Raw genomic sequence first — 26,491 nt, 5'->3', positions numbered from 1 at the left:
CTCGAAAAAATTGACTGTCATGTACATTGTATATATCTAGTTTTCAAAGAACTTTATGTTTGTTTGCTTAACAAGCGATATTATTATATAACAGATTTTTAAAATGCAAAATAAAAAAATACCTTTTTTGGTATTTTTTTATTATCGTTCGAACGAATGATTTTTTATTATATCATTCCTTTGTTTTTTAAAGTCTTTAGTGTTTTAGCACTAACTTTAAGAGTCATCTTTTGACCATCAATCATCACTCTTACTTTTTGTAAGTTAGGATTAAATTTTCTCTTTGAAGCATTTAATGCGTGAGAACGTTTGTTTCCTGATTGAGGTCCTTTTCCTGTTAGAACATCTCTTCTTGACATAAATAATCCTTTCTTTAGTTAGCTAATTAAAATCGATTATCGAGATTATTATAAATTAAATTGCATTTATTATAACAAAAAATTCTTTTTTATAAAACTTGTTCAAAAAAATCATCTTCATTAGAGAAATCAACATTATTATCAATTCAGTCTTTTCTGAATTCTGCATTTTCTCCCATCAACACACTAACTCTTCTTTCAGCTAAAGAAGCATCTTCAATAGTAGCTTGAATTAAAGTTCGGGTCTTAGGATTCATCGTTGTTTCTCATAATTGATCAGCATTCATTTCCCCAAGCCCTTTATATCTTTGTAATTCATAAGGCTCTTTGATTGTTTCTAGAATATCTTTTAGTTGTTCCTCGTCTCAAGCGTATTGAATTTTCTTAGAAGTTTTACCACTCACCTTATATAAAGGGGGAAGAGCGATATAAACATGCCCTTTTTCAATTAATTGTTTCATGAAACGATAAAAGAAAGTTAATAATAAAACTTGAATATGTGCACCATCAGTGTCAGCATCCGTCATTATAATAATTTTATTATATTGAGCCTTTTCTAAATCAAAGTCTTTTCCAAAACCAGCTCCAATTGTGTTAATAATTGTACTAATTTCAATATTTTTTAACACTTCACTAATCTTTTTCTTTTCAGAGTTGATTACTTTTCCTCTTAAAGGTAAGATAGCTTGAAATTTCCGATCACGCCCACTCTTAGCGCTGCCACCAGCTGAGTCTCCCTCAACGAGGAATAATTCTTTTTCTTCAGAATTTTTAGAAGTTGCTGGGGTTAACTTATCACTTAGGATCAATTTTTCACTTGCAATCTTTTTAGTTTTTCGGCTTTCTTCTCTCAGCTTTCTTTCTTCCATTCTAAGCTCAAAAGCTCTTTTAACTTTATCTAGTACATCTTTTGCAAGGGTTTTATTTTCATTTATTCAGATTTCAAGGTACTTAGAAACAATTTCTTCTACCACATTTTTAGCTTCAGGTGTTCCTAATTTATCCTTAGTTTGTCCAACAAACTCAAGTAAATTTTCAGGAATCTTAAGAGAAACGATACATGCAAGTCCTTCTCTAATGTCATCACCCTCAAATAATTTACCATTTTTAACAATTCCTTCGCGAATTGCGAACTCATTAAAGGTTTTAGTAAAAGCTGATTTTAGTCCCATTTCATGTGTTCCACCATCACGGGTTTTTACATTATTAACAAAACTTAAAATGATTTCATTATATGAATCAGTTCATTGGAAAGCAAAATCTACTTCAATATCTTTTTTGCTATCCTTATATGAGACCGGGGCAGTAATACTAATTTTTGAATCATTAATAAAGTTTAAGAATGATTCAAGCCCTTTTGAATATTCATATACTTCTTTTTTATTATTTTTGCGATCATCTAAAGTAATCTTTAAATTAGAGATTAAAAATGAACTTTCTTTTAATCTTTCAGAAATCTTGTCAAAACTTAATTTAGCACGTTTGAAAAATGCATAATCAGGTCAGAAACGAATTGAAGTTCAATTGCTTTTACTTACTCCAATTTCATGTGTATGAACTAATATAGTATCTTGTTGAAATATAGTTTCATAAATTTTTTTATCACGAGCTACTGTAGCAACAAGTTTAGTTGATAAAGCATTAACTACAGAAGAACCAACTCCATGTAATCCTCCGGAAGTTTTATAAGCTCCTGAATTAAACTTACCACCGGCATGTAATTCTGTAAAAATTAATTCTACAGCTGTACGATTTTGGCCCTTCATTTTATCAACCGGGATTCCACGTCCATTATCAATAACTTCCACTGAGTCATCTTCATGTAAAATAACATCAATATTTGTAGCATATCCTGCTAGTGCCTCATCAATTGCATTATCAACAATTTCTCAAACTAAATGGTGTAAACCATGCACATCAGTTCCTCCAATGTACATTCCTGGTCTTTTTCTAACAGCTTCTAGCCCTTTTAATTGCTGAATACTACTTGCATTATATTCTTGTGTTTTACTCATAAAATTAATTATAAAGCTTTTTTGTTTTATTTTTTATATCATTTCTTACTAATTGTGGAACAGTTTTGAATATATTCACCTTAGAATTTAGGTCTTTATGCGTGACGTTGAAATATTTTCCACAAATGCATGTTTAGTTAAAAAAGCAGTAATATTAAGATATACAGATATAAAAACTTAACAAAAACACTTCCTTAAGGAGAAAAATGAAAACTAAAAAAATTATTCTTAGCACTATACTAAGCTCTACTATTTTAATTCCACTTATAAGCAGCTCTTGTGGCATTAATGGTGCATCTGTAGCTACTGCAAATAATAAAATTAGCAAAATTAATGGAATTAATATCCAAATTCCTAAAAATGCTTCTGCTCTATATGATTATGAATCTTTAAATAAAGTTCTTGATCACATTATTAATTCAAAAGATGTCTCACCTAGTCTGATAAAAACACTAAATGCATTAATTAAAGATATTAATGTAACTACTAATTCATTAAATACTTTAACTGACTCAGATAAAATTGCTGCTTGGGTAAATGTTAATACTGTTAATAACTTTTTAAGATACTACATGTTATGTAACGTTGAAAATTGATTAAATTCATTAGTGCCTCAACATGCATCACTTATCTATAATGACCTAAATAGCATAAAAGCTCACTATAAAAACAATGCTTATGACTTATCAATTGCAAAAATTAGCGTCAGTGACTTAATATCAAAATTTAAAATTAATCCATATTTAAATTTCAAGAATGAAGAATTTAAAACAATTGATAATAACAAGCATGAGATAGATGTAGTTAACCAAAGCATTAGTGATATTAAAAGTTTAAATTGAAACATGCAAACATTAGCTAAATCTCAAGCTAAAACAGTTTCTAATTTATTCCCTGCCTACGAGTTAAATTGATTCAACACTTTACCACTAGATTTACTATTTACTAAATACAAAGAAAAACCTCAATATAAACCATATTGAACAGCTGAAAATGAATATTATTCAGCTAAATTTGTTTCTCATAATATTCAAACTCCAGCATGATACTATAACATTAAAATAAAAGATAATAATCTTTTAACGGATTTCTTAAAATCAAGTCCAAATTACTTATCTCCGCTTACTTATAATGTAAGTGAGAAGCAAAATCTAAACCCTATAGAAAATCTTTCTTATCAAGAAGTCCAAGCAGCACAACTTTCAAAAGATGCTAATAAAGCTTTTGCATCAACTCTTGAAAGATATGAAATTATGAAGAAACATAATCCAGACCTTAAACTAAAATATTATAAATTTGATATTCATTTAAATGTTACTGCTAAAAATTCTCTTCCTTCTATAATTGTTTTTCCAGGCAGAGAACATCAAGTATTTCTTAACTATGAGCCAAATAAATATCAAGATTTTGCGGTTGATTGACTTAATAACAACAACATGGATTATGCTGATTTTAAAAATAAGTTCCAAAACATATTTAAATTACAAGCTACTCGACTTCTAAATCAAAAATCAGATGCTAAATATGATCAATACTTACATGACTTATCAAGTAATATTGATGCTATTTATAAACCAAACATAGATTTAAAAACAAATGAAAACCCTAATAAGCCTACTGTTTTCACGTTTGTGATTCCTGTTATAGATAACGGAAAAGCTTTAGAAGTACATGTTAATACTCAAAATTCTCTAATATATTCAAGTAATCTATTTAGTATTTCTAAAGCTTATAATGATTTAAAAAATCAACCAGATGATAAAGAATTGTACAAGAAATTTACAACTCATGATGATTTTTCAATACATGATATTGGAGTTAACAAATATTTCTTAAGTGACTTTAGTAATGATAAATTACTAACAGCTATTGGAGTTGATAAAACTAAACAACACACTGATACTGATAATGAAACTATAGTTATTGACAACTAATATATAGCCTTATGAAGCAAACTAATCAAAATTTATATTTAATATATAGGGCTAGAAATAATGCGTTTGTTAGCTAGTTTTTGGTTATTTACAAGCTAACAAGATTACAAAAAAATTGACGCGCTCTCAAACTAGGATGAGAGCGCTTTATTTATTTTTTTTAGTAATTACAAGAACATTATTTGCAAAATGCCTATTTACTAGATAAAAAAAGTATAAAAAAGGCTGGCTAAAGCCGACCTAAATTATTAAATGAATGATAATTAATCTTCATCTTTATCTTGAATGTTTCTACGTTTGATGATTTCATCAGCGATTGATTTAGGACATTTTTCGTAGTGATCGAATTGCATTTGGTATGTTCCACGACCACTTGTCATAGATCTAAGTTCTGTTGAGTATCCGAACATTTCTGAAAGTGGAACCATAGCTTTAACAATAACAGCTCCATCGTTTCTTTGTTCTTGGTCGTTAACAAGTCCTCTACGACGTGATAAGTCACCAATTACATCCCCCATGTGGTCTGCAGGAACAACTACTGCAACATCCATGATAGGTTCAAGTAATACTGTACCAATTTTGTCTTTAGCTTTTGTAAGTGCTTTAGAAGCAGCAATTTTGTAAGCCATTTCAGAAGAGTCGACATCGTGGTATGATCCATCAAATAATGTAGCTTTAATGTCAATCATTGGGTAACCTGCTAAAATACCAGCAGCCATTTTTTCTTCAAGTCCTTTTTGGATTGATTTAATGTATTCTTTAGGAATTTTACCACCAACGATTTTGTCAACGAATTCGAATCCACCATCTGGGTTTGGTTCAAATTTAATTCATACGTGCCCGTATTGTCCTTTACCACCAGATTGTTTGATGTGTTTTCCTTCAACTTCAGCTGGAATTGTAATTGTTTCACGGTATGAAACTTGAGGTGCTCCAACTTTAGCTTTAACACCGAATTCACGTTTTAGACGATCAACAATAATGTCAAGGTGTAATTCACCCATACCAGCAATAATTGTTTGTCCTGTTTCTTCGTCTGTGTATGTTCTAAATGTAGGGTCTTCAGCAGCTAATTTTTGAAGTCCTAATGAAAGTTTTTCTGTAGCAGCTTTTGATTCTGGTTCAAGAGCTTGTGAGATAACTGGTTCTGGGAAAACCATTTTTTCTAGAACGATTTTTGGTGATTTTTCATCAATTAAAGTATCACCTGTTGTTGTATATTTAAGTCCAACAGCAGCAGCAATATCTCCTGCACGACATTCATCGATTTCAACACGGTTGTTTGCGTGCATTTGTAAGATACGTCCGATACGTTCTTTTTGTTCTTTAGTTGAGTTGTATACGTAGCTTCCTTTTTCTAGAACTCCACGGTAAACTCTGAAGAATGTTAATGATCCAACATATGGGTCAGTCATAACTTTGAATGCTAAACCAGCGAAGTATCCATCATCTGTAGCTTCAACGTTAACTGTGTGTTCTCCGTCGTAAGCTGGGATAGCTGGAACATCAAGTGGTGATGGTAAGTAGTCAACTACAGCATCAATCATTCTCTTAACACCTTTGTTTTTGAATGATGTACCACATACTACTGGGAAGAATTCTGATGTTAATGTAGCTTTTCTGATAGCTTTTTTGAAGTCTTCAACTGTAACATCTCTGCCTTCTAAAACAGCCATCATCATGTCTTCGTCAAAGTTTGCAACAGCTTCTAATAATTCTTGACGTTTTTCATTAACGATGTCAACTAAGTGAGCTGGAATTTCTGTTGGGAATTCTTCTTCTTGAGCTTCACCGTTGTATTTAATAGCTTCTAAAGTAACTAAGTCAATAATTCCTTCGAAGTCTGATTCTGCACCAATAGGTCATTGGATAGCAACTGCATTTCCACCTAAACGATGTTTAACTGAAGCAACTGAAGCAGCAAAGTCTGCACCAGCTTTATCCATTTTGTTAACGTAAACGATACGTGGAACTTTGTAGTTTGTAGCTTGTCTTCAAACTGTTTCTGTTTGTGGTTCAACACCTGATTGGGCGTCAAGCACAGCTACAGCACCATCTAATACACGAAGTGAACGTTCAACTTCAACTGTAAAGTCAACGTGCCCTGGAGTATCGATAATGTTAATTCTTTTACCTTTTCAGAAAGCTGTTGTAGCAGCTGATGTAATAGTAATTCCGCGTTCTTGTTCTTGAGCCATTCAGTCCATTTGTGAAGCACCATCGTGTGTTTCACCAATTTTGTGAATTTTTCCTGTGTGGAATAAGATTCTTTCTGTAGTTGTTGTTTTACCTGCATCAATGTGGGCCATAATACCGATGTTACGGTAATCTTTTAATTCATATTCTCTAGCCATATATTCCTATAAAACTATCATCTGAAATGAGCGAAAGCACGGTTAGCTTCTGCCATTTTATGTGTGTCTTCACGTTTCTTGATAGCTCCACCTGTTTTGTTTGATGCGTCAATGATTTCGTTAGCTAAACGAACGTCCATTGTTTTTTCGTTTCTTAATCTAGAGTATTGCACTAATCATCTAAGTGCTAATGTTTGTTTTCTACGTGGAGAAACTTCTGTAGGAACTTGGTAGTTTGTTCCACCAATTCTTCTTGTTCTAATTTCTAATTGTGGAGTAATGTTTTCCACTGCTTCTAAGAAAACTTCCATTGGTTCTCTATTTGTTTTTTCTTTGATAATGTTAAATGCTGAATATAAAATATCTTGAGCAATTGATTTCTTTCCGTCAAGCATAATTTGGTTAATTAATTTTGTAACGATTACAGAATTAAAAACTGGATCTGCAAGTACTTCACGGATAGGTGCACTTTTCTTTCTTGACATAAATTGTCCTCCTAATTTTTTAATGTGTTTTGTGTTATTAATTCAATAAAATTATGCTTTTATTATTTAGCTTTTTTAGCTCCGTATAAACTACGTCCTTGGTTACGTTTTGCTACACCAGCAGCATCTTGTGTTCCACGAACGATGTGGTATCTAACCCCAGGTAAGTCTTTAACACGACCTCCACGGATTAAAACAACAGAGTGTTCTTGTAAGTTGTGTCCTTCACCAGGGATGTAAGCTGTAACTTCCATTCCGTTTGATAACTTAACACGAGCGTATTTACGTAAAGCTGAGTTAGGTTTTTTAGGTGTCATTGTTGCAACACGAGTACATACACCACGTTTAAATGGTGAAGCCATTTTTTTAGCTTTTTTGATTAATGAGTTGTAGCTTAAGCTTAATGCAGGAGCATTTTGCTTTCTTGTTTTTGAGCTACGACCATTTGTAACTAATTGATTAGTTGTTGGCATTTTTTGCTTCCTTTCGTTTATTTTATGTTTGTAATAAAAATAAGATTAATTCTAATAAAAATTTTAGGCTATCTAAAATAGCAAAACTATTATATAACAACTTAGCCGAGTGTGTCAAACTTTTTTATTTTTTTTATTCCTATTTTTAGGGATACTTTGCTAAAAATACCTTTTAATTTATTGAAATAAACTAAATTAAATTGTTTTATTTTTCATTTTGCTTCTAATAGGAAAGAATCATGTATTATTTAATAACTAGAATAATAAATAGCCATATTATAAGGAGGTTTCATATCAAAAGCTAAGACCATATTTTGCTACTGGATACCTATATGAATTCAATTTTTAATAGGTTTATTTATTTGCATTGATTTAACTAGCTTAACTTTATATTTATCCAAACATCAAATAGCTTTCAAATATCTAACAATAATCTTTTCTATTTTATTAAGCCTATTTCTAGTTTCTTATATTATAAATTGACTAATTTATCCAAAAACAGTTTTAAAAATTAATGCAAATAATTATGATTGAAATAGTGAGAATCTTTATTTTGCACATCCATTTTATAAAGCTATATGTTCTGTTTTATTATGCAAAAGTACTTATAAGCAAGACAAAAATACTATTTCAAATGAATTAGGCACGAATAACAATGCATTTAAGCCTTCAGATGAAAATGAAATACATAAATATTTTAGGTATAAAGACCATATTAATTCTAAAAAAATTTATAGCCTTATGCTTTATATGCCTTTTGTTATGGGTTTTTATTAGGAATCATTTTATCTTTTATAACAGTATTAGTCGATACAGTATCATATTCTTGACTGCGCATTACTAGTTCCCTCTTAGTTGTAGTACTAACATGTTTTTTACTAATAGTGACATTTTTAATATTTTATTTTAAAACCACAATATCTCAATGGTTTTTAGAAATAAGTTTAAATAGAGTGCCTGATGCTGATTTAGATTGAAAAGTTGAATATTATTTTGCCTCTCCCAATAGATCCAAAGAATATCAACAAACTATTACAAACAAAGCATTCAAAGAATTTATTTAATCTAGTTCTGCTAAAATAAATATCTCAATTATTTTTTTTGTATTTATAAATATTAATATAAAGAAAGGAGTAAAAAATGGGTAATAAAACCAAGATTTTTAAACTCTATATAATTCCTATTTGTTTCCCTGCTATATCAGGTTTTTGTCTTAATGTCACACTATCAATCTTGACTATGTATCATTTTAATAATAGCAACTCTATCCTAAATTGAATCATAGCTTTTGCTTCTATTTCTGGTTTCTTTTTGCTTTTTCACCTCATTAACTGAGCACTTAATCATAAAGAAATTTTAAGAATTGATTCTATTAATTATTCTTATACTAAAAAAGATCAAATAATTAAGCACCCTTTTTGGCTTTGCATCTGACAAGTTTTTTCATTTATCTATTCAATCGGGAAACTAGGTGGTCGCCCTACTTTCAACCAAGATCCTGAAACTATTTATAATCTTGATAAATGGAAGTCTATTGATACTTCTCAATTAGAGAACTATTTAAATTATAAGGACCAAGCTAATTGCAAAAAACTTTTTGTTCTTGCTGCTTTTATACCATTCTTTATCGGTTTTGCTCATGCCTTTTTTGTCACAATGATTATCTTTTTAGTAGCAAATCATAATATTTATCATTATCCAACTTGGTCTATTGTCCTTATCTGTATTGTCGGTTTCTTGATGCCTTTCATTTCAGGTATGCTAATTAGATATATGCGTTCAATTATGGCACAAGTATATCTAAATCGAGTTGTAGATATGACTCATGATGAAAAATTAAATTATTTTGTCCTCACTCACTCTGATTCTGGTGCAATTCAAGAATACTTAGATACTATTGCAAGCGACCAATTTCGAATTTATATTTCATCAGGTCACATTAATTATTCATAATGCCTATAATTTTTAAGCTAACCTCACTATGAGGTTTTTTTACCCTTATAAAGGCAAAGAAAAAATGGAAGCTAATGTTCCATTCTTTAATTGATATTATTTTTTAGGGTCAATATTAGTTTTTAATACTGATAAGAAGGCTTCTTGCGGCACTTCAATTGATCCAAGTTTTTTCATACGTTTTTTACCTTCTTTTTGTTTCTTAAGAAGTTTTTGACGACGAGTTACATCCCCACCATATAATTTAGCAGTAACATCTTTACGATAAGCTTTAATTGTTTCTCTAGCAATGATTTTTCCACCAATTGTAGCTTGCACAGGGACTTCAAAGTTTTGTCTAGGAATTGCTTCTTTTAGCTTTTGGCATAGTTCTCTTGCTGCTTCATAAGCTTTTTCACGGTGTGTAATAATTGAGAAAGCATCCACTTTATCACCATTTAATAAAATGTCTACTTTAACTAAATCAGATTCACGATATCCAATTCATTCATATTCAAATGAAGCATATCCTTTAGTAGTACTCTTTAATCTGTCAAAGAAATCAAAAATAGTTTCAGCTAGAGGTAACTCATAAACAACTTTTGAACGTCTTGAATCAACTGTTTCTAGTGCTTTATAAATTCCCCGTTTATTTTGACATAATTCCATTACGTTTCCAATATATTCATTAGGTACAAAAACACTTGCTTCAACATAAGGCTCTTCAATTTTTTCAATAAAGGTTCGATCTGGGAATAATGTAGGATTAGAAATCATTTCTACTTCGCCTTTTGTAGTAGTTACTTTATATTCTACAGAAGGAGAAGTTGCAATAATTCCAACCTTGTATTCGCGATCTAAACGTTCTTGTAAAATTTCCATGTGTAGCATACCTAAGAATCCAACTCTAAATCCAAATCCTAGGGCTTTTGAGGTTTCTTGTTCTCAAGTAATTGATGAGTCACTTAAAGAAATTTTTTCAAGCGATTCTTTTAAATCCATGTAATCTCTAGTATCAATTGGATAAAATCCAGTAAAAACTACTGGTTTCATCTTCTTGTATCCAGGTAAAGCTTTATCTGTAGGGTTTTCAGCTAGAGTAATAGTATCCCCAACATGCACTTCTTTAGCATCTCTAATTGCAGCCGAAACTCATCCAACTTCACCAGCAACTAATTCATCTTTCTTAGTTTCATAAGGGTTTCTTACACCTAAATCGATTACGTGGTAGGCTTGCTCTTCAGCTGGGCGAGACATAAAGATAAATCTATCTCCAGTCTTAAGTTTTCCTTCAAAGACACGAATTAGCATAACAACTCCACGATAAGGATCAAAGTAGCTATCAAAAATTAGAGCTTTTAAAGGCTTATTATCATCAGCATTCTTAGGCGCTGGGATATATTTAACAATAGCATCTAATAATTCAGGAACACCTTGCCCAGTTTTAGCTGAAACTAAAATAGCATTTTCAGTTGAAATTCCAATTACATTTTCAATTTCTTCTTTTACTTCCTCTACATTAGCACTTGGTAAATCGATTTTATTTATTACAGGTAAGATTTCAAGATCATTTTCAAGTGCTAAATAAACATTAGCTAATGTTTGTGCTTCAATTCCTTGAGTTGCATCTACTAGCAATAAAGCTCCTTCAGAAGCAGCTAAAGAACGCGATACTTCATAGTTGAAGTCCACGTGTCCTGGAGTATCAATTAAGTGGAAAATATAATCCTTATATTTAATTTGCACAGCATTAAGTTTAATAGTAATTCCACGTTCTTGTTCTAGATCCATAGAGTCTAAAAATTGAGCCTTAAGATCTCTATTTGCAACAGTGTGTGTATATTCTAAAATTCTATCTGCAAGTGTACTTTTTCCATGGTCAATATGTGCAATTATTGAGAAGTTTCTAATCTTGTCTTTATTCATGTTATATATTTTATATTTTTTCTTTTATTTTTTTAGCAAATTTCCAAATTGGTGTATAATAATGTCAGTGCTTGAGAAATCAAGAATGAGATATCTATAAGGTATCGCTGCTTGCGTTAAATATACACGCCTTTCATATAATAATTAACTCGTCACGGCGAGTTTTCTTTTTGCACCTTTTTTGCCTACACGCTAGGAAAAAGTATAAAAAAGCAAAGCCTAAGCTTTGCAGATAATTATCTTCTTTTCATTGTAGGGAATAATAGAACATCTCTAATTGAATCTTTTTCAGCGAGTAACATAGTTAAACGATCAATCCCAATTCCACATCCACCTGTAGGAGGCATTCCATATTCAAGAGCTTCAACGAAGTCTCAGTCAATATCACTAGCTTCATCATTTCCATTGTTCTTTTCTTCAAGTTGTTCTTGGAAACGTTGTAATTGGTCAATTGGATCTGAAAGCTCTGTATACATGTTTGCATATTCTTTAGTGTTGATGAATAATTCAGCACGTTCAGTAAATCTAGGATCACTTCCTTTAGCTGTTAATGGAGATATTTCAATTGGGTGTCCATAAACGAATGTAGGTTGAATTAAAGTTTTTTCAATTAATTCTTCAAATAGTTCATTAATAATGTGACCTAATTGATGGAATTTTTGTACTTTAATTCCATATTTGCTTGCTACTTCTTTAGCTTGCTCAAAGCTAATTTCTCTAAAGTTTACTCCAGTTGCCTTAGAAACTGCTTCAACCATATCTACTCTAGCAAATGGTTTAGTTAAATCAATTTCAACACCTTTGTTTACTACAGTTTCTTTGCCTAATTTTTGTGCAAGTCTCTTGAATAATTTTTCAGTGTGTTGCATCATACCTTCAAGATTTGAGTAAGCTTCATAGAATTCAATAGAAGTAAATTCAGGGTTATGAGTTGTATCAATTCCTTCGTTTCTGAAAATACGTCCAATTTCATAAACTTTATCAACACCACCAACTAGTAATTTTTTAAGAGGAATTTCGGTCGCAATTCTAAGTACGAATTCTTGATCTAAGGCATTATGGTGAGTTGTAAATGGTCTAGCTGAAGCTCCAGATAAATAATCATGTAAGAATGGAGTTTCAACCTCCATGTATCCTTGTTCATCAAAATATCTACGAATTTCACTAATAATTTTTGTTCTAGTTCAAAATGTTTTCATAGATTCATCATTCACAATTAAATCTACGTATCTGTGACGATATCTTTCTTCAACATCAGCAAGCCCATGGTATTTATCAGGAAGTGGTTTAAGAGATTTTGTAAGTAACTTAATGTTTTGTGCTTTAACAGTAACTTGCCCTGTATGTGTTTTCATTACAAGCCCTTCAACATAAATAATGTCTCCAAGGTCAAAAGAAGCAACTAATTTGGCTAATTCTTCACTATGTTCTTTCTTGTTAAAGTAAACTTGCATTTTTCCATGGTAGTCTTTTAATAAGATAAAAGGGCCTCTCATAGTTAAAATTCTACCTGTAATTGCTACTGGAATAGCTTGTTCATCTAATTCCTCTTTACTTAGTGCATTGTATTGAGCCTCAATTCGATCTGAATAAGTTAATTCTTTTAATCCATCTGCTTTAGCAAAAGCTTCAATATTATTTTCTTTATAAAAGTCTAACTTGTTACGTCTAATTTGTTCTTGTTCAGTATATTTTTCCATAAAATATCTCCTAAAATAAAATAGTATTTAAAGTATACATTAATTTGTTTTATAATTATATTAAATATATAATATTTAAAAGGAGGAGTGCTATGGTTAAAAGCAATCGCAGTTATCTTGTAAACCTACTGCTCTCAATCTTTCTAGGTGGATTTGGAATTGATCGTTTATACGGTGGACGTATTGGACTATTTCTTCTTAAACTTTTAACAGCTGGTGGATTAGGAGTATGGTGACTCATTGATCTTATCCTAGCTGCAGCAGGAATGCAAAAAGATAACCAAGGTCTTTATATTAAGCCTTAGTTACAAAATGTACCCGGGAGCTCCTGGGTTTTTAATTTTAACTTTTTGACCTTAATGCAAGCTGCAAACAAAAAGCCAGCAAGCTGGCTAGATGTTATTCAGTTCAATTCAGTTCTTTTGGATGAATTGTTTTATTATTGGTTTTAATTTTAGAAATTCTACCTTTTTTAACATAGAAAATTCTATCAGCAATAGGTTCAACAAGTGGGTTGTGGGTAACCATAACAATTGTTGTTCCATACTTTTTATTAATGTCATATAAGTATGAAAGTACAATTTCTGTAGTAGCTTCATCAAGAGCTCCAGTAGGTTCATCAGCAAAAATAATTTCTGCGTTTTTAGCTAGAGCTCTTAAAATTGAAATACGTTGTTGTTGTCCTCCTGACATTTGAGAAGGAAATTTATTTTTAATATCAACAATATCAAATTCTTCAAATAATTGATCAATGTCAAGTTTCTTTTCTTTATCTGTTTGTAAGAAAGCTCCTGTTTCTACATTATCATAACCATTAAGATTTTGCAGCAAGTTGTAGTTTTGGAAGATAAAACTTACATGCTTTCTTCTAAATAAAGTAAGTTGTGTGTCGCTCATGTAAGGTAAATTATCATCACAAACAATCACATCACCACGTGAAGGGCGATCAAGACCTGATATTAAGTTTAGAAGGGTTGATTTACCTCCTCCAGACTTACCAAATATCATAACAAATTCACCTTTTTTGATACTTAAAGAGATATTTTTAAGTACACGAGTAACATTGTTTCCTGCTAGATAGTATTTTGATACATCACGCACATCTATAATGTTACCATCAAGGTTTTTAAGGTCTTTATGATCATCCTTTGGTCTCTTCTTGCTAGCAGCTTTTCTAAGTTTTTTAGCAATTGATCTATCAACAGTTATTTTATTAGCCCCACCATCAGCATCTAATACTTCAAAAACATTTTTAACAGTAATCTTAACATCAGAAGTCTTCTTAGTTAAGATTACTTCATCCATTTGTGTTTCTAAAGTGTTTTCTTGTGTAGTATTGTTTGTTGTAGTAGTTGATTCGTTGTTTTTTTCTTCTGGTTGTAAGTTCATTATTTTCCTTTCAATAAATCAATCGCTTTAATTTTATTAAGTGCGATTCAAGCTAATGAGGCTGTTACAATAAATACAAATAGGATAACTCCGATTGTTAAGAAGGCATTTGCAGCTGTAATTGCAAGTGGAATAGCAATTTTAGCAGCATTTGTTAAGAATGCACTAAAGACTGAAATTAATCCATATGCAATTGGTAGTGAAATTAGAATTGAAGTTACGATAAATGGTATATAAATACCAAAGAATATCTTAAGTTTTTCTTTTTCATTGTATCCAAGTACTGCTCAAATAGCAATGTTCTTTTCATTTTCATTAATTAAGATTGTTGAAATGATAATTAAGATCACAATTGATACAATGAAGGTTAAAATAGAGATAATTGTAACAACTATTTGTACTGTCTTAGCAATTGTCATTGTATAGTTAACTTCAATATCTTTAGAGTCAATTGAAGCTGCACTAGGTACATAAAGTTTATCTTCAAAAATTCGTGCGAATTTTTGGATGTATTTGGTTGCATCTGCTTTTGCAGCAATGTAGCTTTCTTTTAGTGCATTAACATCTTGACTACCACTATATGTAGGGTTAAAGAATTTAGCAATTTGTACATCACTATATCCAATATTACGCATTGCACCATTTACTTTTGAGTTTTCAACTGTTGTTGTTGAGCCAAAGATTCCATCAAATAATTCACCAATTGATTTACTTGTTAATCTTTCAGTGTCAAAAGAATCAATACTTGCTCAGTAACCACTAATTGAGTATAGTGAAGCAGAGTTTAGAATTTGCATAGGTAATGGATTATTTGATAATACCCCATTAAAGGCTGCTCCATTGTTATAAGCTGGGTTATAAGTAATATTATTAATTCCAGTAATTTTATCTGCAGCTGCTTTAGGAATAATAAATTCATTATTAATGTATGAAGGGTTAATTCCAGCTACTACGAATTTATAAGTTTTATTTCTAAGTTCTGAATTGTTTTGTCCAATTTCGCTATTAATCTTATTTTGGTAGCGATCTATAGTGTTATTAGCTTTAATTTCAATACTTTGACCAATTCATAATCCGTATGATTGAGCAACTACTTCATTAATAATTAAAGGAATTTTATTGTCATCAGGATTTTGGTTGTATTGATCATTAATTTTCTTAAGCAAGTCTTCACCATCAGATCCTATGATTTTGACTTCTTTAGAATCAGGTAAGTAACCATATAATCTAACATTTTGATTATTTGATTTTTCTTTCATTTCCTTATTCTTGATAGCTAAAATATTGGCATCTACATAAGTATAGATTTCATCATAAATTGGATTAAAGTATAATCCACCAAATGAAATGAAGAAATCATTAATCGTTTCTGCTTTAGGGTTCTTAGCAATGGCTTTATCATTATTTTCAGCAATTGTTTTATAACCTTGCACTAAAAATTCTCTATATGGATCTCTATAGTTTGTTGTATTAATAGCTTTCATATCATAACCAGTACGTGAGCTATTTAAAGCCATGTAATAGAATTTACCATTCATTACATTATCTTTATCTGGGAAGTATTCAAAGAATCCTTCAAGACCTTTAATTGATGTTTTATTATGGTCTACTGCACCATATTGGTCGTATACAATATTACTTTGGGTTTTTTCTAAAGCTTTCCCAATTTTATCCCTAACTTTTAGAATCCGAGATTTTTGTGAGTCAGGTAATGAATTATAAACTGAAGTTCATGGATCAACTCCCACCACAGAGTCAATAATAATGTTAACTGAGAATTGTGAAATAACATGTCCGTCGAACTCACTTGGATTTCCATTCTTACCAAGAATATTAACAGCTGTTGAATATCCTGGTTTGAAGTAGTCGGATTGATATTGATCTAATTCAGAGATATTTCCAATTGGAACATATAAATTATTTTCTAAATTAGTTGATTGATATGGATTAATAGGTCCACCTTCTAGTGTAGGTGAATATAAATCAAATCTATAGTTGTAATTTCTATTTTGATAGGTCTTATTAATCGATTCCTCAAACACACCAAAAGTTGCAAATCCAAATAATGTTGTCAGTGAGGTTAGAATGATGCTAATACCAAATGAAGATAGTTTTCAAAAACTGTTAAACACCAAGGAAGCTGAGAATTTACCTTTAACGTTTCTCTTCTTAAAGGCCTTAGCATATTTCTTGTAAACTTCTCCAGTTGCCACATCTACAATTCCACTCATTAAGTCAATTGATTTGAATCTTAATGAACGTAATGAAACAATAATAATTAATAGTGACATTGCAAAAAGAGGCACAACTATATTAACTAGTAATGAAATTCATGAAAATGTCAGTGTCTCTATTGGTACAGTTCAATAGTTGTCTAAAATCTTTATTCCGACACCTTGAAGTAAGAATCCAGTAATGTATCCTAAAATATCACCAATAAATATTGTGAAGAACGCAAAGACAGTCATTGAAAGTGAAATTTCTAAAGGAGTATATCCTTGTGCAACTAAAATACCAATAACTTTGTTTTTATTTGAAATGTAACGTTTAATAATAAAGATAATTGAGATTGCAACTAAAGTAACTAGAATTGAAAGAAGGACTTTAGCTGAATAATCAACTGACCGCACAATTCCCTTCATAGCTGTAATTCTTATACTTCTTTCTGGGTTAAGCATGTCTAATTCATCATCTAAAAATACCCGTTGGAAGTCATCTTTATTAATTGTTTCTGCTTTAATAATCTTATCTAGTTCATTTTTTAATATCTCATTGCTTTTTGCTGTTGAATTTCTAACAAGCAAGTATTCCTTAACCACGTTTCCTCTATAAGCTTGTTTGATTCTATCAAACCCTTGAGAGTTAACATAAACAACAGCTTGTGATTTAGGGTTAAGTTGTAAGTTATTTTCATCAAGCACTGGATAAATATTATCATAGGTTAAATCATCACCTATAATAATGTATTCAGAACCATTAACACTGATCTTATATTCTTCTGGTAATGCAGCAACTAAAGCTAGCATTTGATTAGGATCTTTTGGTAAAGCTCCATTAAAAATCTTTTTATTATTTCTTTGTAATCAGGCATAGTTAACTTTAGCTATATATGAACCAACTTGGTCATATTTTAATATGTTGGTCAACTTATTAACCCCTGTGATAGTGTTAAAAGTCTTAAGCAGTACATCCATTAAGTTAACTTCAAATGGATTATATTTAACACTTGTATCGTTTTTAGTTTTATCAAGTCAGTTATATAAAATATCATTATCGATAGCTAATGAGACATCTTTATCACGTTCAAACACTGGGTTAGGTACACTTCTTTTAACTGAAGCTTGAATTAATTGATAAATATATTCAGGATTTTGCGCAATTAAGCTTTCATAGTTAATAATCTTATTAGCTACTAAATAAGCTATATTAGCATTGTTTTTAGCTAAATCACCAACTTTGTTTGTATCTGTAAGATATCAAACAACGAATTCGGGATGGTTCATTACTAAAATATTTGAAAAAATTAAATCAGGAATTCCAAGAGCAATTAAAGAAGGCATCTTATTATAATTTGTATCAATTAAGAAAGCAATGTAATCAAAGTTAGCTTGAACTGCCTTATTAGCTAAAACTGAATTAATAATGGTGTATATTGCATTTGAGTCAGCATTGTCATATTTGTAACTTGTAAAATGCCTATCATCCTCCGCAACTGTTGGAGCATCATTTGTTGGTTCTAAAGTAACTTTAGTATATAAATGAGAAGAACCAATATAAGCAAAGGCTTTAGTAATATTGATTTCATTTTCTTTAATAAATGAAGTAAACTTGCTATTTTGCGCTACAAATTGTGCCAAAAGAGGATTCTTGTAGTTTCCATTTTCATCTGTAGCAAAGAAGTAATTCTTCATTTCAAAAATATTAGCCATAGATCTAGTGATTCCAAATCCAGTTGTTTCATACCCAATAATATTGCTTGCTGAAGGTTGAAATAAATCAAAACTATTGAAGCTATCCAATACCTCTTTATTGTTTGCTAAATCAAGTAAGTTATTAGCAAATGCAATCTTTTCATCAAATGTATACTTATCTTGTAAATCTGAAGTAAAAATTGAAAGTCAGAATTTATATAGTAAGTACCCTGTTCCAATTGCAGCAAAATCATCACTATTTACATTGTTAGGTTTAAGGAATTTGCCTAAAATTTCTCTTAATAATTGATAAGTTTGATTTTGGCTTACTGGTACTACATTTTGATATCAAGTAATAATGTCAGCTAGAGAAGAATTTTGCCCTAGAGTAGGACTAATAGTGCTTTGTCTTAATGCCTCGAATGCAGCTTGGATACTATTGATTTTGACTAGTGCTTCTGAAGCCTTAATAATTGGATTATCTCCATCGATACCAAATATATCATGAGCTAATGTTTTATCATTGTGATCTAGTTTTGTATAATCAACTTCGCTTAAAAGACCTTGGTCTAAGGCATATTTGAATCTTCTAATAAAGTTATAAATTGAATTAAATCCATATCTATTAAATGGAATTGAGCTAGCTGTAACAGGCGCTGCTGTGCTATTTGCATTTGCAGAAGGTTGATTAGGTGTGCTTGAAATGGCTCCTAGTAAATCGAAGTACCCTAATTTATCAGTGTCAGCAGCCGGTATTGTTAAGTATCTATCTCCACTAATTTTGATACTTGTACCCTTATCTGATAGGTTTAATGATCTTATTAATTCTTCTTTAAGACTTCTATTTGAACCAGGAATGGAGAATAAGGCTTTAAGTGTTGCATAAATATAATCAATATTTGATAGTGAATCAGCTAAGTAGAAATAGTAAGTTGTAATCTGTCTATCTAAAATATAGTTATATGTTAATGAACTTAATTGGAATTTTTCAAGTTTAAGTTTAGATTCTAAGGTATCAGCAAACATACTGATATCAAAAGCATCAATTAAATATTTAATTCCATCAAGTACGTTTTTAAATTGTTCATTAGTTCCTTTGTAAGCATTAACCTTATTAATAATGTTATTCACAAATGGTGGCATGTTTTTAAGCACATAATATAAAGGATTGTTATTATCTTCACTATCTTGAATAAATTCAAGATTAATATTGTTAACAATTTCTTTTAATCCTGTTTTTAAAGTATCTTGATCAATTGATTTAAGTAATCAAATAATCATTTGGTGTGTTGAAAGCTTTCTTTGTCTTTTAATTATTCTAGGTTCACCAGTTTCTGGGTCATTAACTGTTTCTTCTTTAATCTTGTTATATTCATCATTTAAGAAGTTAATAATGCTGTCAGTATACTTAACAAAATCGACTGAATTAATAATTTTAACTAAGCTATCAATAAATTTAACCGGATCTTTAGTAATACGTACTAAAGCTTGCGGAGTAATGTATTGAGCTAGTGTATTTTGTCCAATTAGACCAAAGAAGTTATATAAAGTTTGAATTTCGCTTTCTAGATATTTTTGCTGTTCTTCAACTGTTGATTGTTGTAATACTAAAGCTTTTGCTTTAGCAAAAATACCAGTCAGAATCTTATTAACATAGTCACCATTAATATTGTGAGAAAGTTTATATAAAGCATCAATAACAAGTTTAGGAATAATATTTAAATTAATTTGCCCTGATGCAAACACTCCAGCAAAGTCATTCTTATCAAAAGTATATTGAGCAGCATCTGTAATTGCATACACAGTATCTTTGGTTAAGAACCCTTCCTTAACAAGGTCCATATCTAATAATCCTTTTTGAATATTTTCAATGGCTTTGTTCATAGTCTTTTGATTAATGGCTTCATTCATAATTTCAGCTAATGGAGCTCTATATCCGAATGGCACATATACCACGTTATTAAACTCTGAACTCTTTTCTACTCATCCATTAGGATTTAAAGTGGCTTTTAGTACCAAATTATTTGCCTTAAGGAAACTTAAAATATCATTTGTTGAAATTAATCCATTTTTGTGTTTAGCAGCTTCTTCAGCATTTGATGCTGTTGAAAAACTAACAGGAATATTTGTTCAGTAATCTATGTTTCCTTCTTTATCATAGACAGGTTTTACTATATAGTAGTAATATCCAGAGCTAGCTTTGTAAGTTGTAGCTGTAATTCCTAAATCAGCAAATTTATTAAATTCACTATCTGGCATATTACTATTTGCGTCCTTAACAAAGTGAGCTAATTTATAAACCTTTTGACCATAAATAGTATTAGCAGGTTTATTAGGATTATTGTAATCTACTACAACAAACTTATCAAAGCCATAATCAGACTTGATATAAGTTGGTGAAGGTACTACGTTAGAAGCTGTGTTTAATAAAATAATATAAGAAACATAGTAATCAAGTTGTTTAGTTTTAAAGAAATCATCAATTTCTAAAGCCATACCATTTAATCCTGTAGGCTGATCTTTTTCATTAATTAACTTATTAATGTTATTGGCAATTCCATTAATTTGTTCTTTATTATTTCCAACATTAATAAATTGGAAAACATTTTTTTCTTGAGTCTTTTCATCAAAAGAATCAATAGTTAATTGTTGCTTAATACCAATATTATCAGCCCCAACTTGTTCTTTAACTTTGTTATAAATATTTTGTTTAACAATTGCTAAAGCACCACTTTTAATTTCATTAAATGTATCATGTAAAATGTTTTTATTTACAAGTCTTGTATAAACATTATCACTTAGTGTGTTTTCATCAAAGTGTTCAATGAAAGCAATGGTTCTTGGCTTTTGATATTCATAAGCATTGTAATTAGGAATTTCTGTTCCACTGTGGTCATCAAATTCAGGCACAGTAAAGGCATCAGGTCTATCTTTAACCACTTCTTTTAATTGACTTGAAAGCTCATCATATAGAGCTTTATATTGATCATATGTAGGATTATTTAATTGCTTAATTTTTGCTTGATATTGATCGAGGATTGCTTGAACTGCTTCAATCAATTGGCTATATTTAGCATCTGTTTTATTATTATTAATAAAATCTTGCGCTAGTATTACAGTCTTATCAATTAAACCTTTAACAAAGGATAATTTTTCAGCATCAACTGTAGCAACACCATATTGTTGGTTTATAGGAGCTAGCATTAATGGTGTCTTTAAGACTTCATCTTTAGATACAATTGGTTCTTGTTGAGATACCAATTCAGGGTTGCTGCTTATAAGCTGCCCATTGGCATCATAATTGTAAATGTAGTTTGAAATATTCTTTGATCAGTATGAGAATTCCTTAAATCTAGCAGGAATTGTTTCATTGCCTTCAGGGTTACTTTTAATTAAGTGTTCCATGAAAGCAACATAAGCGCCTTCTCATTTATCTTTGTATTTAATGTAAGTAGATTCGTAAACTTTTCTTTGGTAGTAAGTTACAGTTTCTCTTCTAGCAGCCCATTTTAAAGGCACATTATATACTTGTTCTTGATTAAACTGGAAATACTCTTTTTCTACAGTAGTTACATAATCTTTATCTTTTCCAAAGATTTGTTCATAAGCAACAAAATCAGCTAATTTAGTTTGCATTAATTGTGCTACTGAAACATTTGCGATATCGTTTACTAAAGAAGGTTTAATATTGTTGTCTTGGACAAACACTAGCTTTTGATCATTGTAAGGCTTAAATCCTAATGTAGCAATAAATTCACTAGGTTGTACTTCGATAACTGGAGCTGTTTTCTTTCAAGTTTGGCCTTTAATTAAATTAAATGTGATTTCTTTTGTAAGCACATTAATAAACATAGTTGATACTTGAGAAAGAATTTTACCTTCTGAAGATTCAGTTACATAAGCAATATCACTAATTTGATATTGCTTGTCAAAATGAAGTTGAGTATCTGAAGTAAGTTTGACTTCTTTTTTAGATGGGATAAATGTACCATTTAATTCTTTAGTAAATAAGTCAATTGAGTAATTAGAAGCAAGAGTAAAGGTTTTTTTAGCTTGACTGTAGTCTAACTTAAGAACACTGTTTTTAACATCATCGCTCTTAAGCAAGTTATACATTTTAATAAAATCAGTTTTCTTAATATAACCATCAGCATAATTAGGATCATCAATAAAGTTTTTAAGTAGAACAAAATCTTCCTCGACTTTACGAAGATCAATAATATCTACAGATTTCTTATAATTATCATCAACATATAAAATTGGCTTATTGTAAGCTTCTGGTAATGCATCAGCTTGAGCTAGTCCATTAATTAAATAACCATCATTATATGCTTTGGCATTTGTTGATAAGTTTAAGTCAATAGTTAAATCATGTGAAATAGACTTATCCTTAATTTTGTTATATTGCAATTTCATTGATTGCGCTGTGTCATGTAGCAAAGTAAAAATCCCAGATGTTAGAAACACCAAGATAGTTAAACCTGCTACAGTAGCTTTATTTCTAAATAAAGACCTAAAAACTTCTTTAAAAAGGTTCTTCATATCTCTCCATTCTTTCTTGCTTATAATTTAATATTTTAAATTATAGCTATTTTTTTGCTAGTTAGCTTTTTGCACCTAGCTAGCACTAAAACTAAAATGAAAAATAAAAAAATAACTTTTAGTCCTATAAATTAGGCATAAAAGTTATTTTATAATAAGAAACAGTAATAAAAGACGTCAGTATGTGAGAAGTTTTTGTTTTGCACGAAGCACTAAATTAGTACTTTAGCTATGCTTTTGTGTTATTTTGCCAGTTTTTGTTTTGCTCCAAATTCTATTATTTTCTTGCAGATTCGACCCTTAATTAAATTATTTAATGTTCGCTTTTAAAGCAAGTTGAAAAGAAAAGCTCAAGAACCTTGAGCTAATCTTTAGTATCTATTTATTTAGGAAATCAATTATATCTTGGATCACATAATCTTTAATTTCTTCATGTATGATATCATGTCTACAATTTGGATAATCAATTGCTTGTAGTTTTGTAAAGCCTACATTCTTTAGTTGGTTTTGTGACCATTTCGCACCTTTAAACCCATAGGTTACTGGGTCATCTGAACCACGAATTAAAAGTATTGGGCAGTTATTGATATCTTGATATCCTTTTGCACTCTTTATTCCTTGCATTAGCCTAAAAATATCTTTAAATCCAGCAACTCTAAATCCTAGACCACAGTTTCTATCTTCTAAATAAGCTTCAATATTTTGATGGTTCTTAGACATTCAATCAATTGGTGTTTGTGGATGTTTAATCTTTCTATTAAATGAAGCAAATCCTAATACATTAATTACATTAGAATAAGCTTCTGGACCCTTAATTGTTTGTAGTAGTTCGCTAAGTGCTATCCCAAAAGGAATAGCCTTACGGTAAGGCGGATAACCAGCTAAAATAACTTTTTTATAATATTTTGATTCAGTTTTTAATAAGTTTCTAATTATTAATGTTCCTAGCGAAAATCCATAAATAATAATTTGTTCTTGATTAAAACGTTTAGCAAATCATTTTGTTATTAGCTTGTAGTCTTCTAATATCACTTTATCACCATCTTTAGCAGCAAAGAATCCATGAATTGGAGCATTTGGCCCATGGCCACGCATATCACTCGTTAGCACTGTATAGCCAGCTAAATTTAGTTTATTAGCTAGGTAACTTAATCTGCCTTGGTGTTCTTCCATCCCATGAATTAATAGTACATATCCTTTTGGATTAGGTACCTCATATAAACGCAAGGATAATTTATAACCATCTTGTACTTCCAGCATAATTTCTTCCATATTTACTCCTTATGTTGTAAAAGCAACATAGAATTACTTATCTTTATTTCTTGCGTCTTCGATTTCTTTAGCTCTTAAATCAAGGTTTGCTTGTTCACGAGCTTTAGCAATTTCTTCTTGTCTAGCTTTAATAGCTTCATCACTATTAAATGTTTTATTTTCACCTTGTTCTGAAGTTGCTTGTCCTGGTTGAGATGTCATTTTAATTAGATCATCTAAGTTTAAAGGTTGTGCATTTTCTTCTTTATGTTCAACCTTTTTAGAAGGCAATTCTAAGTGTGTAGCAATGTAATCAATTTCTTCTGCTACAATTGTTTCTTTTTCTAAAAGTAATGTTTTTATTAACTCTAATAATTTAGGGTTATCTTTAATAACTTGTGTTGCTAGTCTCTTAGCTTCAAGCATTATTTTTCTAATTTCTAAATCAATTTCATGACTAATTTGGTTTGATAATGAAGATGAAGTTGCTAATGTTTTACCTAAGAATGGTGAGCCTTCTTCTTCTTGATATTTAATAGGTCCTAAATCAGACATACCAAATTCAGTTACCATTCTACGAGCAATGGTTGTAGCTTTAGCAATATCATCTGAAGCACCTGTTGAAATTTTATCTTCACCATAAATAATTTCTTCAGCTGCTCTACCACCCATAAAGCTTGCGATAGAAGCTAATAATTCTTCTTTGGTGTAGTTGTATTTTTCATTTTCAGGCATCATTAGGTTGTATCCACCAGCTTGACCACGTGGAATAATAGTAATCTTTTGAACTTTATTTCCACCTGGTACCTTAATACCAACAACAGCGTGCCCGGCTTCGTGGTAAGCAACCATAGTTAATTCTTCACGAGTAATTGTTCTAGATTTCTTAGCTGGCCCAGCCATTACTCTATCAATAGCTTCATCGATTTGATCTCTTGTTATCACTCCAGTATTTTCACGAATAGAAAGTAACACAGATTCGTTAATAACATTTTCTAATTGAGCTCCTGAAAATCCAGGTGTTCTTCTAGCAACGTTGTCAAATGTAATATCACTTGCAAAACGTTTACCCTTAGCATGTAGTTTTAAAATTTCTTCACGTTCTTTAACATCAGGTAATCCAACAGTAATAATTCTGTCAAAACGACCAGGTCTTGTTAGCGCTGGATCAAGAACGTCAGTACGGTTAGTTGCAGCAATAAATAGTAATCCAGAGTTTTCTTTAATACCATCCATTTCAACAAGTAATTGGTTTAAGGTTTGTTCACGTTCATCGTGACCTCCACCAATACCACTTCCACGAGTTCTACCGATTGCATCTAATTCATCGATAAACACGATAGCTGGAGCATTTTTTCTAGCTTCAGCAATTACTTGTCTAACTCTTTTAGCCCCCATACCAACAAATAACTCAACAAAGTTAGATGCTGATACGAAGAAGAATGGAACATCTGCTTCTCCAGCTGTTGCCTTAGCAAGTAATGTTTTACCAGTTCCTGGAGGACCTCCAAGTAAAATACCACGAGGCATTCTAGCTCCTGAAACTTCATATTTTTTAGGATTCTTTAAGTAGTCAACAATTTCACTAATTTCTTCAATTGGTTCTTTGTTACCTGCAACATCAGAGAATTTTTTATCTGATTTAATAACTTGAGCAGGGCTTTTGTCACCAAACATACTTGAACCTTGACCATTCATCATCTTCATTTGATATCTAAATAATAAAACCATAAGTAAAATGAAGATTAATGTAGGTAAAAATGGCAAGATATATGCAGTAAAGAAACTTTGACTTGGTGCTTGTAGCACATTGAATGTCTTTGTAGCAGTTGCTAAAGTAGCTGCTAGTTTTCCATTGCTATCAAGTAAATCAGATAATAATGCAGTGCTTCCACCAGCTGTAAACTTGTCTACAACTGGTACTACTTGACTGTTTATTACTTCATTATGCACATAAATACCAGATATAGAATTTTGGTATGGGTTAAATATTATTTCTTGGAAGTAGCTTCCATTAGCATCATTCATCTTACTTAAGTCAGCGTGTTTTAATTTGCTTACAAAATCAGATGTAGATCATACTGTAGCAGCATTGACTTTACTTACAATTAAATAAGTCATAATTCCAAGTACTAATAAAATAACAATAGTTGTTATTATACCAGTCCATCTTTTTTTCTTTTTTGTATCCATTTTGTCCTTTCTTTTTATATTAATTAA

Annotated in this window: 14 protein-coding genes; 3 read left to right on the top strand and 11 right to left on the bottom strand. The window is 30.6% G+C overall.

The genetic code is table 4. The annotated features are described in order from the left end of the window. Positions 1 to 167: 167 nt before the first annotated feature. A complete protein-coding gene (rpmB, locus tag ACNQ13_RS03195; protein WP_416738512.1) occupies positions 168 to 359 on the bottom strand; it encodes a 50S ribosomal protein L28 in 192 nt (63 codons plus the stop codon). A gap of 89 nt (positions 360 to 448) precedes the next feature. Continuing rightward, positions 449 to 2,374 (bottom strand): DNA gyrase/topoisomerase IV subunit B, encoded by a 1,926-nt coding sequence (locus tag ACNQ13_RS03190; RefSeq protein WP_416741682.1) that lies wholly within the window; start codon positions 2,372 to 2,374, stop codon positions 449 to 451. Positions 2,375 to 2,580: 206 nt separating this feature from the next. On the opposite strand from ACNQ13_RS03190, the gene ACNQ13_RS03185 reads away from it, so the two are divergent. Next, positions 2,581 to 4,308 carry a hypothetical protein gene (locus ACNQ13_RS03185; protein ID WP_418035650.1) on the top strand — a complete coding sequence of 576 codons (1,728 nt, stop codon included), beginning with the start codon at positions 2,581 to 2,583 and terminating at the stop codon, positions 4,306 to 4,308. A 263-nt stretch (positions 4,309 to 4,571) separates the two neighbouring features. Here the strand turns inward: ACNQ13_RS03185 and fusA are convergent, their stop codons facing one another. The 3 genes from fusA to rpsL all read right to left on the bottom strand — a co-directional run bounded on the left by fusA (position 4,572) and on the right by rpsL (position 7,620). After that, positions 4,572 to 6,662, bottom strand: a complete 2,091-nt coding sequence (gene fusA, locus ACNQ13_RS03180; RefSeq protein ID WP_418035649.1) for an elongation factor G — start codon at positions 6,660 to 6,662, stop codon at positions 4,572 to 4,574. Positions 6,663 to 6,676: 14 nt separating this feature from the next. Next, entirely contained in the window at positions 6,677 to 7,147 is a 471-nt protein-coding gene (gene rpsG / locus ACNQ13_RS03175; RefSeq protein ID WP_305938017.1) for a 30S ribosomal protein S7, read from the bottom strand. Between the two features lie 62 nt (positions 7,148 to 7,209). Next, complete coding sequence (gene rpsL, locus ACNQ13_RS03170; RefSeq protein WP_078747258.1) at positions 7,210 to 7,620, bottom strand: 30S ribosomal protein S12; 411 nt, start codon at positions 7,618 to 7,620, stop codon at positions 7,210 to 7,212. A gap of 1,140 nt (positions 7,621 to 8,760) precedes the next feature. Between rpsL and ACNQ13_RS03165 the strand changes: the two genes are divergently transcribed. Beyond that, on the top strand, positions 8,761 to 9,573 hold the full coding sequence (locus ACNQ13_RS03165; protein ID WP_418035648.1) for a hypothetical protein: 813 nt from the start codon (positions 8,761 to 8,763) through the stop codon (positions 9,571 to 9,573). A 96-nt stretch (positions 9,574 to 9,669) separates the two neighbouring features. On the opposite strand, the gene lepA is transcribed toward ACNQ13_RS03165, so the two are convergent. Both lepA and lysS read right to left on the bottom strand, forming a co-directional pair. Next, complete coding sequence (lepA, locus tag ACNQ13_RS03160) at positions 9,670 to 11,478, bottom strand: translation elongation factor 4 (RefSeq protein WP_418035647.1); 1,809 nt, start codon at positions 11,476 to 11,478, stop codon at positions 9,670 to 9,672. 236 nt (positions 11,479 to 11,714) lie between these two features. Beyond that, positions 11,715 to 13,178, bottom strand: a complete 1,464-nt coding sequence (gene lysS / locus ACNQ13_RS03155; protein WP_416741687.1) for a lysine--tRNA ligase — start codon at positions 13,176 to 13,178, stop codon at positions 11,715 to 11,717. Positions 13,179 to 13,270: 92 nt separating this feature from the next. Here lysS and ACNQ13_RS03150 point away from each other — a divergent pair, with 92 nt between their 5' ends. Beyond that, positions 13,271 to 13,483, top strand: a complete 213-nt coding sequence (locus ACNQ13_RS03150; protein WP_416741688.1) for a TM2 domain-containing protein — start codon at positions 13,271 to 13,273, stop codon at positions 13,481 to 13,483. Between the two features lie 94 nt (positions 13,484 to 13,577). On the opposite strand, the gene ACNQ13_RS03145 is transcribed toward ACNQ13_RS03150, so the two are convergent. The 4 genes from ACNQ13_RS03145 to ftsH all read right to left on the bottom strand — a co-directional run bounded on the left by ACNQ13_RS03145 (position 13,578) and on the right by ftsH (position 26,464). After that, positions 13,578 to 14,567 carry an ABC transporter ATP-binding protein gene (locus ACNQ13_RS03145; RefSeq protein ID WP_416741689.1) on the bottom strand — a complete coding sequence of 330 codons (990 nt, stop codon included), beginning with the start codon at positions 14,565 to 14,567 and terminating at the stop codon, positions 13,578 to 13,580. Beyond that, on the bottom strand, positions 14,567 to 23,020 hold the full coding sequence (locus ACNQ13_RS03140; RefSeq protein ID WP_418035646.1) for an ABC transporter permease: 8,454 nt from the start codon (positions 23,018 to 23,020) through the stop codon (positions 14,567 to 14,569). The genes ACNQ13_RS03145 and ACNQ13_RS03140 overlap by 1 nt, the downstream gene beginning before the upstream one ends. A 378-nt stretch (positions 23,021 to 23,398) precedes the next feature. Then, a complete protein-coding gene (locus ACNQ13_RS03135) occupies positions 23,399 to 24,292 on the bottom strand; it encodes an alpha/beta fold hydrolase (protein WP_418035645.1) in 894 nt (297 codons plus the stop codon). A 33-nt stretch (positions 24,293 to 24,325) separates the two neighbouring features. Further along, positions 24,326 to 26,464 (bottom strand): ATP-dependent zinc metalloprotease FtsH, encoded by a 2,139-nt coding sequence (ftsH, locus tag ACNQ13_RS03130; RefSeq protein WP_418035644.1) that lies wholly within the window; start codon positions 26,462 to 26,464, stop codon positions 24,326 to 24,328. Between the last annotated feature and the right edge of the window lie 27 nt (positions 26,465 to 26,491).

This window comes from Mycoplasma milvi, from assembly GCF_048284715.1.
Classification (GTDB): domain Bacteria; phylum Bacillota_I; class Bacilli_A; order Mycoplasmatales; family Metamycoplasmataceae; genus Mycoplasmopsis.
The sequence above is the reverse complement of the archived record's forward strand: the minus strand, read 5'-3'. Positions and strand labels throughout refer to the sequence as shown.